Here is a 12,061-nt window from a genome sequence, read left to right on the forward strand (position 1 = left end):
GCGGCGCTTCTCCACATGAAATGCGACCCGGGGCCGGTCGAGCCATTGCTTGGGTGCGCCCGCAGCGTCGAATACGTCCTCTTCGAGGTCGTCGCGATCGATAGGCACCAACATGGCGAAGTCGTTGGGCGCCGCGCACCTCAGTTCCCAGATGGTCATCCGTTGTCCTCTCAGCGTGGGAAGGTGTCGACGAGCAGCTGTTGGCTGATGGAGCGAAGGCGCTGTCTACCTGCCGCCGGATCGTTGGCATCCACGCCGCGCAGCCTTGCGTAGACGGCGGCGTGATACACGGGAGTATGCAACTTGCTCCCGTGGTGTGGCGCTTGAGGGTGGGTGGACAACGGCCGGGACTTGTAGCGCGGCAGAAACACTCCATTGTCGGCATCGTTGATAGCAATGAGCCAGCCAAAAAGGCGCCGACGCGAGAGTGCAGCGCGATCGTCATTGAGCGCGACAATGTGGTGAAGAACAAAACGGGGTCAGGTTCACTTACGCTCGTTTGAATTGCTGTGAGGCGGGCGATGTGCGGGTCTGACACCGGCGAAGCGTCGGGCTTTTGCTTCAACCATCGCGCGGAAGTCATCGCGGCCCAAAGCCCGTTGTTGCTGGAGGTAGGTTCGGATGGCTGTCAGGTCGTCGTCGGACAGGGTTTCGTGGAGTAGCTGGCGGTACGCCTCGGCGCGCGCTTCAGGTGTATCCGCCAGCGTGGTGTATTCCGAATGCGGCGTGAGAATGGCCTCCTGGCGAATGCCACAATGGCTTGCGCAGCTCGACCACGGGAATGTCGTCGCGTCATCGGTCATGCGCGCGCGGATGGGGTTGAGTTCGATGTAGCGATGGCAGTGCAGCACATAGCTTTCACTGTCGACCAGGCTGGCCTTGTAGCGGCCTTCCCACAATGTTCCGGTGCGCCGATGGCGAGCATTGAACTGGCCGACGTAGCCGCGTCCGAGCTTTTGCATGAGGCGAGCAACGGCCCCTATCTCTGGCGGCGTGGTCAGCAGGTGGACATGATTGTCCATGAGCACGTAGGCGTGCAGTTTGCAGCCGGTGTCGAGCAACGCTTCGCGCAGTAGCGTCAGGTAACGTCGCCGATCGGCATCATCCAGAAAGCATGGCAGACGGTTATTGCCGCGCTGGACGACATGTTGAGGAATACCGGGCAAGTCGAGTCGTGGTTGTCTGGCCATTGCCTGAGGATCGCGGTGGGCGCGGCTCACCGATAGCATCGACGGTCACGGTACCTTGTCGGTTTCAGCCCCCCGCGCTTGTCGGAAGTGAACCTGACCCCGTTCGGTTCCCCAGCGAAACTCCCGTCGTTGGCGCAGTAGTCACTTCGCAAGATATCCGCGAATGCGGGTGGCCACGTCCTGGTTCGCCGGGTTGTAGACGGCCATCGCCAACTCCGGCCTGCCGTCAACCGAGAAGGCCGAAAATTCCAGTTCCAGCAGACCCAGCTTGGCGTGGTGGATGCGCTTCCAAAAAAGGTGTCAGGGACAATTTCCGACACCTTTTTTGCGTCTGGCAGAACGATCAACTCTCCCTGACATCATTGTTTGGTCAATGTTTGCAGCCCAACTGGGCTCGCACGTTGGCCATGCGTTCCGGGGGGATGGCGGCCGCTTCGGACGGGGATAGTTTTCCTTCATCCTCGCGGACCATGGCGAAACTACCGTCGGGTCGCCGGAGCCAGACTACGTAGCCGCAATAGAAGGCGGAGCTTGCGTAGTTGGCGGCATAGTCGGCGGTCGCGTACCAGCCTGGCGGTGCCTCTGGCGGGTGGTCGTACCAACTGATGCTGATGACCTCGCGGCTTTGGACGGGACCTGCGGCTGCGTTGAACGTGCGTCGCGAGTCCTGCCACCGAGAGTTGGCCATCATGTCCCGCGTCGGCTCTGCCACCATCGCCAGCGCACGCTTGAAGTCGCCTCGATCCTTGTCCTGCAGGTAGGCGAGGGTGCGCGCCCGGACGGTCTCCTGGTCGGCCGCGGTGGGTCGCCAACCTGCGTTCTGTCGGGGCCGATTCTGGTCCGTCGATTCAGAGTCGCCGCAGATGACCTGCTGGACGATGGTGACCTGCGGCTCTGCTTCGCTGCCGCCTGGGCTCACGGGCGACGACGACGAAAACGTGTAATGGCCCAGCGAGTACGACTGCTTGCCGCAGCGTTTCGCCGCCTCTGGCGCCAGTAGTCGCTGAGCAGCCTTCGCATCGGTGGTGCCAACGAATGTGGCGCTGAGCTCGTAATGGCCTGCGGACCGTAGCTGCACTCGGATGGCCTGACCGGAACTGCCAAATGCAAGTGCGGGCAACGCGAGAAGGACACTGAGGCAGAGACGGGCAAGCATTGCGAGTTCCTTTCGGGCATGCACCAATGCGCGAGCCATTGGCAGGCTAACACTTTGCCAGTTGAACAAAGGGTCAGGGTGAGCTGGCTCCGCTCCAGCCTCGGGTAATCCGGCGGGTCTCGGGTGGCTTTTTCCGGCTGACGCGAACCCGGCCGCTGCCCGCGCATGTTCTTGGCCACCGCATGGACGCGCTTCCTTGGCGCAAGCGCATTCCCGTTGCCGATGCCTGCGGACAGCGAGCCGGTCGCGAGCCTCCATCGGCAACGGCGACCATCTCCCTTGCAGCGGATCTTCACCACCATGCGACCGTATCGGTGCCGATCTGCCGATGACGCGGTTCCGGCGGGCACGATGGTGGTCAGCACTACGGAAAGCTTCACAAATCATGTGACACAGTTCACGGAATTGAAGTCCTGAAGTCTCCGTTGAACGCATCGCTGGCCAGGTCATGGCGATGGGGAGGTTCGGGCACTGCACGCTTGATCCAGCGTTTCTCGCTTCGCGTTTCCCCCACCCACAGCAAATGGCCTCGAACGGGGCCGCAAGCGCCTTCGGCGCTTGGGCGATCGTGCGCCATGACATTGGCCCGGCCAGCGGAAGCTGCCCGGCCTCCACTCCTGCCAGAAGATCACATGCGACCGAATCGATACCCTGAAAACATGCCGTCCTGCAGGAACCCGTCCGTGCGGGCGGCCGGACGCGCGACGTGGGTCGCCGGCACCATGGCGGCACTCACCGCGACCGCGGCATTGGCGGGTTCGCCGACCGGGCACTTCGTCATGCCGCCACCCGATGCTCCGGCATCGGCGTACGGCGTCGGCATGCGCAGCAGCCACGGCCACGTCAACGCCGACGACCTGGCCGGACTGGCCGAGCGCCTGCGCGAGCAGGGCAATCTCACGGCGGCACTGGAGCTGAGCCTGCGGGTGCGCGCCTTTGCGCCAGACAACGTGCAGGCGATCCAGACCGAGGTATCCACGCTGTCCAACCTGACGCAGGCCCATCGTGCTTATGCGCTGGCCATGCAGAACGCCGCGTTGTTCAAGAGCGAGGACCTGCAGCGCTTGCGTGCGGACCGAACCGCCGACGATATCCGACAGGCGCTGGCAACCCGCGATCGGCTGGAGCAGCGCTTTCTGTATGCCGATCGAAACCAGCCCCTGAAAACGGTATTGGCCCAGCTGGATGCGGATCTGGCGAGCTTCCCGCGGGGCAGCCCGGCGTACTTGCGCACGCAGGGCAATCGCGTGCAGGTGCTGCAGGCGCTGGGGCGCCATCAGGCCGCCGTGGATGCCTGGCATGACTTGCAGCTTTTCCCCGCGCCGGTGCCGCGGCACGTGTTGCGCGCTGCGGCGGGCGCGGAGAACTCGCTGCACCATCCGCTGGCGGCGGCCCGGCTCTATCGGGGCATCGTCCGCGCCGATCCGGGCAGCGACGTGGAAATTTTCATCGAGCTCTACTACGCACTGATCGATGGCGAGGATTACGCCGCCGCCGGCACGGTGTTGAACGACATCCATCGGGTGACCCCGGTGTGGATCTATCCGGCCGGAGCGCGCGCCGAGCGGCAACCCAACTGGGAGCGCATCGACGTGGACCAGACATGGGCGATGGACGCAGCGTACCGGCAGCAGCCCGCGACGGCTCAGGCCAGGGCGAAGAACCTGGCCGACCGGGCGCCATCCAACGCCGGGCTGCTGAACACCTACGCCACCATGCTGCGCTGGCGCGGTTGGCCACAGGCGTCGCGGCGCATCACCGACCGTGCGGCAGCCTACGCGCCGCTGGCGATGGAGACGCGCCTGAACGTGGCTGACAACGCCCGCGATGCCGGCGACGTAGCGCTGTGGCGCCAAACCATCGTGCCGCTGGCGGCGCTGTTTCCGGACAATGCGCAAATCGTCGAAAGCAACGCCGAGCTTGGCGATCGGGACCACGCCTCCATCAGCAGCGATTTCACCACCGGCCGCAGCCGCGGTGGCAACCAGATACAGGGCAATCGCGACCGGCAGTTGCTCACCCAGGTCAATTCGCCCTGGAGTGCGGACGGCTGGCGTGCCTTTGCCGGCCAGGACTATCGCTGGTCGGACTACCCCGAAGGCAGCGGCAGCTACAACCGCGTGGGCATCGGTGCCGAACGCCGCTGGGATCGCAAGGACCTGACGGCCCAGCTGAGCAACGACCGGCTCAGCGGCCGCCACGTCGGCTTGCAGCTGGGCTGGTCGCAGTGGCTCGGTGACCACTGGTACTACCAGGCCAAAGCCGATACCTATTCGACACAGACCCCGCTGCGTGCCGAGCGCGCCGGCCTGCGCGGGCGGCTGCTGGATACGCAGGTGACCTGGCGTGCCAGCGAATCGCGCTCGGCCTATCTGGATGCCAACGTGCTGGACATCAGCGACGGCAATCGGCGGGTGTCGCTTTCAGCCGGCTTCACCCAGCGCGTCCAGGCCAGCAGCCACCATCTCACCGATCTCTCGCTGATCCTGGACAACACCCACAACAGCCGGCCGGGCGGGGATTATTTCAATCCGTCCAGCCAGCGTTCGCAAGGTCTGCAGCTGGAACACCAGTGGATCACCTGGCGTCGCTACCAGCAGTCGCTCACCCAGAGCTTCATTGTCAGCGGCTCGTCGGACTGGGAGTCGAAACACGGCAGCCGTGCCGGCTTCGGTGTCCAGTACGGCAATAGTTGGCAACTGTCGCGCACCTGGTCGCTCAACTACGGCGTGGGCTGGGGCAGCCATGTCTACGACGGCTCGCGCGAGCACCGGGTATTCGGCACCGTCGGCTTTTCGGGGGTGTTCTGATGACACGGTTGCAGGCTTTTTTCATCCTCCTGCTGGCACTGCTGTCGCCCTTGTGCGCAGCGGCTTCGGCACCGTTGCCGGCTGGTGCAACGGCGCCGGTGCTGCAGATGCCGCACGGCGATTTCGTGACGCTCAATTTCCATGCCGTGCTCAGCGAGCAGGAGCTGGCTGCCACGCCCGATTCCTACGCCATCAGCACGAAACGGCTGGCGCAGTGGTTCGACTGGATGTACCGGAACGGCTGGCATCCGGTCTCCATGAAGCGCATCGAGCAGGCACACGACGGCGGTGCGCCGCTGCCGGCCAATGCCGTCCTGCTGACTTTCGACGATGGCCTGGAGAACATCTACACCCACGTCTACCCGCTGCTGCGCGCGAACCATTACCCGGCGCTGTTCGCGCTGGAAACCGGCTGGATCGACCGCGTGCATTCGGCCAGCACGTTGCCTGGCCAGGGTGAAGCGATTTCACCGCTGCAGCAGACCGACCAGGCGCTGGCCGTGGCCTCGCCCAATCGTCGCGAGCCGGGCAAGGTGTTCTACAACGGCCAGGAACTGGCCACCTCGGGCTTCGTGTCCTGGGCGCAGGTGCGCGAGATGCATGCTTCGGGGCTGGCCGAATTCGCCACCCATACCGATGATCTGCATCACGGCATCCCCGCCAATCCGCAAGGCAACCTGGAGCCTGCGGCGATCACCCGTCTGTACGACGCGAAAACCGGCACCTACGAAACCGATGCCATGTATCGCGCCCGCATCCGCGACGATCTGCAGCGCAGCATCGTGTCCATCCAGCGCAATGCCGGGATCCGCACCACGATCGTGGTGTGGCCCTATGGGGCGATGAATCGCGAAGCGGAAGCCATTGCGCAGTCGCTGGGCTTGGTCCATTCGTTTGGCCTGCAGGATCGGCAGCTGTCTTCGCCAACCCGGATCGACAGCCTGGGCCGGTTCCTGGTCTCCGGCGATGCCGACCCGGCGACCATCGAGGCCAGGATTGCCGAAGCGGTGGTGCCGCCGGCTGAAGCGCGTCGCGCGGTGCAGGTGGATCTGGACTATGTCTACGACCCCAGCCCGGCACAGACCGAAGTGAATCTCGGCAAGTTGCTGGATCGCATCAAGGCGATGCATGTGGGTACGGTGTACCTGCAGGCATATGCCGACCCGGACGGCGACGGCACGGCATCGGCGTTGTACTTTCCCAATGACTATCTGCCCATGCGGGCGGATCTGTTCAACCGCGTGTCCTGGCAGCTGAGAACCCGCGCCGGGGTCAGGGTGTATGCGTGGCTGCCACTGCTGGCTTTCGACCCGCCCGACAAGGCGCTGGCGCGACAGCTGGCGGTCAAGGTCATGCGGGATGGAAAGGCGCTGCCCTCGACGCATGACGATCGCCGGCTCAGCCCGTTCCTGCCCCGCAGCGTGGACCTTGTCAGCGGCATTTATCGCGATCTGGCCAGGAATGCCACCGGCATCAACGGCATCCTGATCAGCGACGACGCGTATCTTGCCGCTGACGAAGACGCAAGCAGCTGCAGCGCCGAGGCGCGCTGGCCGGGCACCGGTCAGCCGCTGAAAGACTGCCGGCTGAGCGCCAGGCAGAAGACCCAGGCGTTGATCGATTTCGGCAAGGTGGCGGTGGCGCAGGTGCGCCAATACCGCAACCAGAGCAACTCGTTCGGGATCGCGCGAAACCTGTACGCCCGCGTGGTGATGGATCCAGCAGCCGAGGATCGTTTTGCTCAGGCACTGGGGCCGTTTCTGCAGAATTACGACGAAGTGGCGTTGATGGCCATGCCGTATCTGGATGGCACCCGGACGGCGCCCGACCTGTGGTTGCGCCAGCTGGCCGGCAAGGTGGGCGCCTATCCGAACGGCCTGCAAAAGACCGTGTTCGAACTGCAGCCAAGGAACTGGAACAACGGCCAGTGGATACCGGCAGGCACGCTGGAAAGCTGGATGCACGAGCTGATCGGCGTGGGCGCGCTCAACCTGGCCTATTACCCGGACGACTTTCTGCATGACCGGCCGGCATTCGGACCCACCTTCAGCGGAATCAGCCTGGAGACCTTCCCCTATGGCAACCACCCACCCAACGGGGAACCCAAGTGATGCACACCTTGGCAACACATCTGACGGCACTCGATGCACGCAACCTGATCTTCGGCTTCGCGTTCTATTACCCGCTTTTCATGGCCTGGATATGGATCATCGGCGGGCTGTGGTTCTATTTCCGGCACGAGCGGCGCGGCCAGGGTCTGGTCGAGGAACTGCCGCCGTCGAGCGATCCACCGCCGTGCAGCCTTCTCATCCCGTTCTTCAACGAGCAGGAACACGTGCGCGATACGGTGGCCTACGCGCTTGCCTCCACCTACCCGCAGTTCGAGGTCGTGGCGATCGATGACGGCAGTGCCGATCAGACCGGCGCGATCCTCGATGAGCTGGCGCGACACGATAGCCGTCTGCGCGTGGTGCACCTGGACCAGAACCAGGGCAAGGCGGTGGCGCTGCGCACCGGTGCGGCGGCGGCACGACACGAGTTTCTGCTGTGCATCGACGGCGACGCGCTGCTGCACCCGCATGCGGCGGCGTGGGCCATGCAGCATTTTGCCGACGGGCCGCGCGTGGGCGCCGTTACCGGCAATCCGCGCATTCTCAACCGCTCCACGCTGCTGGGTCGGGTCCAGGTGGGCGAGTTCTCCTGCATCATCGGATTGATCAAGCGTGCCCAGCGCACCTATGGACGCATCTTCACCGTCTCCGGCGTGATCGTTGCCTTTCGCCGCGCCGCGCTGCAGCGCATCGGCTACTGGAACGAGGACATGATTACCGAGGACATCGACGTCTCCTGGCGCCTGCAGCTGGACCACTGGGACGTGCGCTACGAGCCGCGCGCGCTTTGCTACATCTACATGCCCGAAACGCTGAAGGGCCTGTGGACCCAGCGACTGCGCTGGGCGCAGGGCGGGGTGGAAGTGCTGATGCGTTACGGGCGCAACCTGTCCACATGGCGCAACCGGCGGTTCTGGGGGGTGGCGCTGGAGTACTTCACCAGCGTGGTCTGGGCGTACGTGATGCTGCTCATCTTCGTGCTTTTCTTTGCGGGCCTGGTGGTGGACGTGCCTGCGCCATGGCGAGTCAACACATTGCTGCCGACCTGGAACGGCCTGGTGCTCGGATGCACGTGCCTCATGCAGTTTCTGGTGAGCCTGTGGGTTGACCGGCGCTACGAGCGCAAGCGCTTCTGGGGAAATTATTTCTGGGTGATCTGGTATCCGCTGCTGTACTGGATGTTGTCCATGCTGACCGTGGTGGTGGCATTGCCCAGGACCTTGCTGAGTCGACGCGGACGCCGTGCGCGCTGGACCAGTCCCGATCGCGGTCTGCGCCCTGCAGACGGGGAACTCCCATGACATCGAACAAGAGCGCCGGCCAGCGCATCCGGCTGCCGAAGATCATCTATCGCCCTGATCTGCAGAGCGTGCGGCGCAGGCATCTTTACGCGGGCATATCCGTGGTGGCGTGGCTCGTCTGGCTGTATCTGTTCGTGCCGCTGTTGACGCTTGTTGTCTGGGCTTTCGGCGTCCACCGCTTCGACGACTATCTGCTGAAAAGCCCGGCCAACTCGGCTCATGTGTTTCTGATCTATGGCGCCATCATCGTGGCCGTCGGCATCGCCTTTCTGCTCTGGGCAACCTACAACCTGCTGCGCTTTCGCGGCAAGGATCGTCGCGCCACCCCGGATGCGGTCACCGCCAGCGAGACGGCCGCGTATTTCGGTCTGCAGGCGGATCAGATCGGTGTGCTGCGAACGTTGCAGGTGGTTCGCGTGCATCATGATGAAACCGGAGCCATCATCCGGATCGACCCGCCCTCCCCAATCGCATAAGGAAACCTCCTCATGTGCGGCTACCTGCTGGATACCCCGGACACGTCGCGAAAAGTCACCAAGCTGCAGCTCGGTCCGTCGGATGCCGATACCTGGTTGAGCCTGATCGATGGCAACCGACGTGGCCCGGTGAACGTGGCGGCGGAGAGCCTGCGGATCGTCGACATGGATTACGGCGGGGAAGCGCCCTCGGGCTATCTGTCCACCTGGGGGCAGACCGGCTGCACGGTCATCGTGGCGTTCCAGAAAACCGGTTCCACCGGGCACTGGGCGTATTTCAACCACGTCAACAGCAGCATGATCGAGCAGGGTCTCGCCCATGCCAGCGACGCCATCAGCAGGCTTGCCACGCAGGACAACATCACCTTCCTGATCATGGGAGGGCCGGGCGGAACGCAAACCTACAAGAGCCTGCTGCGACGCATCTTCGCCCAAGGTGCCGGCTGGAACTTCATCGTGTTGACCAAGCCGGAAAACGGCATGGAAGAATCCGTGCTCGACATCGGGGACTGCACGCTGGCGCTCACTACGAACATGGTAAGTCGAGCCAAACACCAGCGGCGACAGTTGGCAGGATTCCAGCCGCAGCGCGTTCCCTGCGAGGCAGCGAAGCGGACGCCGCGGATCACCGGAAACCGCGCCCTCGACGCACTCCTGGTCGGCGAATCGCAGGTGATCGTCTGGATCAATCTGAGCGTCGAATGCGACCGGCCCCCGACAGGCATGCCGGATGATTATGCGGAAGGCGTGCCCTGGTTGAACAATGCAGGCAACCTGTTTGCCCTGCTCAGGTCGCTTTCGACCCAGGAGGATTTCAGCGGATTGAACGTGTCGGAAGCTGCAGGGCTGGTGCGGACTCACCTTCTTTCGCTTCCGCGCCAATGAAACGCCCAAGTCGTGTCGGGGGTGCGTTGCGGAAAGCAGTCTGTGCGCCTGCGCTCGGTTATCCAGCTTTGGCAAATCCATCCGGCGTCGCAGCGCGTCGAAGCGCGGATCGGACCTGAGGCTGGCAAGTCGTTCGTCGGTATTGAAGTATCCGGCCAGCAGATAGGAGCGTTCGGTGAAGGCCTGTTCCTGCGCGGCGAAGGCCGCCTCCTTGTCGCCCATGTCGCCCAAGGCCGGCGTGGATCACGACGACGTTGTGGGGCGCGACATAGATGGTCGTCGACACCGCGCGCAGCTTGTCGAGCACGTCCCGCGCCATATCCCGTTCGCCGGCCATGGCGTAGGCGTAGCCCAGGCCCGACCAGGGTTCGGTATTGCCTGCCAGCGTGAAACCGACACAGGCGCACTTGCAAAGGCGGCATGCGCAGCGGCGGGTGTGCATGAATAAACCTGATTAGGGAGAACAGGGGGGGAAAGGTGTCCGGGACAATTTCTGACAGCGAAGTGGTCTCGGGGATGAGGGTGAGGCGCGGGGAAGGTGCTGCGTGATCCTGTCGGGTAGGGCTCGACTTCCGTGCTTTGATTTCGCCGTCCTTCTATGGCACCCGTTGCGTTGGCCGGGAAGCGGTCGAGGTCTTTGCTTCCGTCGCGGAGTAGCCGTCGTCCAGCGTGTGCAGGAAGGTGATGATGTCGCGGATGTCCTGGTCGGTCAGCGCCGGACTGTCGCCGACGTGGCGATCGAACGGGGCATCGGTCGTGTCCAGGTTGGCGCGGTAGGCTGCAGGCAGGTCGTCGTACAGCGCCAGCGTGCCGTCGGCGTTGCGCGGATAGACCTTCTCCGGCGCCACGGCGCGCAGGTTGTAGAAGTCCAGCACCTGCTTGAGCGTGTGGTAGACGCCGTTGTGGAAGAACACCTGGCGACGATCCACGTTGCGCAAGGTCGGCGTGATGAACATGCCGCAGTACCGGGTCTGCCTGGCCAGGTCCGTGCGGAACGGGCCGCACAGGCCAAGGTCGTGGAAGTGCGGATCGCCGTTCATCGGCAGCGCGGGATTGCGTGGTACGCCCAGTGCTTCGTACTGGGTGTCGGTGAACAGCGGCGGCAGCCGGTCGGACGCGACCGTGCTCAGGTGACAGGCGGCGCAATTGCCTTTTTGCGGATCGTTGAACACGTCCAGGCCGCGCGCTTCCGCCGCGCTCAGGCGCGCTTTGCCCTGCAGCCATGCGTCGTACTTGCTGGAGAAGGGATGGAACGACACGTCCTCCGTTTCGAAGCGGCTGATCGCGAACATTGCCTCGGCGACCAATCGGTCGGGCTGCTTGAGGATGTCCTCGCCGAACAATTGCCGGAACTGTGCGTGGTACGGGCTGGCGGCCAGTTTGTTGGCGACCTGCCCGATGCTGCTGTTGGCCATCTCGACCGGATTGAGCATCGGCATCAGCGCCTGGCGCTGGAACGATGCGGCGCGGCCGTCCCAGAACAGTCCGCCCATCGGCACCATCGGCACGCTTGCCGGCGGAGCGCCGGCCGATTTCTGCGCGCGCGCCGTCTGGCCGGCGGCGCGGGCCAGGGCGTCGAGGTTGACCGGTGCTTCGACCTCGCCCGCGTCCGGCCCGATGCTGAAAGGCTGCTGCCGGTACAGATAGGCCAGTGACAGCGGCGGGCGAAAACCCCGCTGCCCCATGTGCGCGCCGCCCGGCTGCAGCGTCTGCCCATTCGGCGGGTTGTAGCCGTGCGCGGGGTCATGGCACGAGGCGCAGGATTGCCGGCCCGATGCCGACAATGCAGGATCGAAGAACATGCGCTGCCCGAGCTTCGCTACTGCGCTCAACGGGCGATCCGGCGGCACTCGCAAGTCGACCGGGTGCGGATTGATGCCACCGGCCACCGCGCCGAACGCCGCCGGCGAGGCCTGTGCCTGGTTCAGCCATGCCAGCGCGCACCCGGAGCTGGCCATGGCAGCAAGACACGCCAACCCGCCGAACCAGCGTCTGGAGGCCGGATGGAAACGGCGGACGGCGAGCGCGCCATGCACGGCGGCGTAGCTGGTTCGGAAAAAAGCCATGCTGATCGGGTCCCTGCAACGACGGCTGCTCCGCCGGGGCCAGCCCGGCGTCGCGGTGATGAGGAC

General features: G+C 64.5%; 8 protein-coding genes and 1 pseudogene. 5 read left to right on the top strand and 4 right to left on the bottom strand.

Annotation, left to right across the window (positions count from 1 at the left end):
* Positions 1-170 precede the first annotated feature (170 nt).
* The 3 genes and pseudogenes from ACQGNJ_RS01370 to ACQGNJ_RS01380 form a co-directional block, all read right to left on the bottom strand.
* A pseudogene (locus tag ACQGNJ_RS01370) lies at positions 171-461 on the bottom strand (AHH domain-containing protein); the annotation flags it as partial.
* A 24-nt stretch (positions 462-485) separates the two neighbouring features.
* Positions 486-1,220, bottom strand: coding sequence for a transposase (locus tag ACQGNJ_RS01375; protein WP_426687435.1), 735 nt, complete (start codon positions 1,218-1,220; stop codon positions 486-488).
* A 340-nt stretch (positions 1,221-1,560) separates the two neighbouring features.
* Positions 1,561-2,346, bottom strand: coding sequence for a DUF4019 domain-containing protein (locus ACQGNJ_RS01380; protein WP_426687436.1), 786 nt, complete (start codon positions 2,344-2,346; stop codon positions 1,561-1,563).
* A 683-nt stretch (positions 2,347-3,029) separates the two neighbouring features.
* On the opposite strand from ACQGNJ_RS01380, the gene ACQGNJ_RS01385 reads away from it, so the two are divergent.
* From ACQGNJ_RS01385 to ACQGNJ_RS01405, 5 genes are read left to right on the top strand one after another with little or no spacing between them, the layout of a single operon-like run.
* Entirely contained in the window at positions 3,030-5,156 is a 2,127-nt protein-coding gene (locus ACQGNJ_RS01385) for a PgaA family protein (RefSeq protein WP_426687437.1), read from the top strand.
* Complete coding sequence (gene pgaB / locus ACQGNJ_RS01390) at positions 5,156-7,267, top strand: poly-beta-1,6-N-acetyl-D-glucosamine N-deacetylase PgaB (RefSeq protein WP_426687438.1); 2,112 nt, start codon at positions 5,156-5,158, stop codon at positions 7,265-7,267. Before ACQGNJ_RS01385 ends, pgaB begins: the two co-directional genes overlap by 1 nt.
* An 8-nt stretch (positions 7,268-7,275) precedes the next feature.
* The gene (gene pgaC / locus ACQGNJ_RS01395) at positions 7,276-8,568 is read left to right on the top strand and encodes a poly-beta-1,6-N-acetyl-D-glucosamine synthase (protein WP_426687439.1); all 1,293 of its coding nucleotides are present in this window, start codon (positions 7,276-7,278) and stop codon (positions 8,566-8,568) included.
* Positions 8,565-9,044, top strand: a complete 480-nt coding sequence (pgaD, locus tag ACQGNJ_RS01400; protein WP_426687440.1) for a poly-beta-1,6-N-acetyl-D-glucosamine biosynthesis protein PgaD — start codon at positions 8,565-8,567, stop codon at positions 9,042-9,044. Before pgaC ends, pgaD begins: the two co-directional genes overlap by 4 nt.
* A gap of 12 nt (positions 9,045-9,056) precedes the next feature.
* Complete coding sequence (locus tag ACQGNJ_RS01405; RefSeq protein ID WP_426687441.1) at positions 9,057-9,929, top strand: hypothetical protein; 873 nt, start codon at positions 9,057-9,059, stop codon at positions 9,927-9,929.
* Between the two features lie 596 nt (positions 9,930-10,525).
* Here ACQGNJ_RS01405 and ACQGNJ_RS01410 read toward each other — a convergent pair.
* Positions 10,526-11,995: a cytochrome-c peroxidase gene (locus ACQGNJ_RS01410; protein WP_426687442.1), complete on the bottom strand. Its 1,470-nt coding sequence runs from the start codon at positions 11,993-11,995 to the stop codon at positions 10,526-10,528.
* Between the last annotated feature and the right edge of the window lie 66 nt (positions 11,996-12,061).

The organism is Rhodanobacter ginsengiterrae, from assembly GCF_050026815.1.
Taxonomy (GTDB): domain Bacteria; phylum Pseudomonadota; class Gammaproteobacteria; order Xanthomonadales; family Rhodanobacteraceae; genus Rhodanobacter; species Rhodanobacter ginsengiterrae.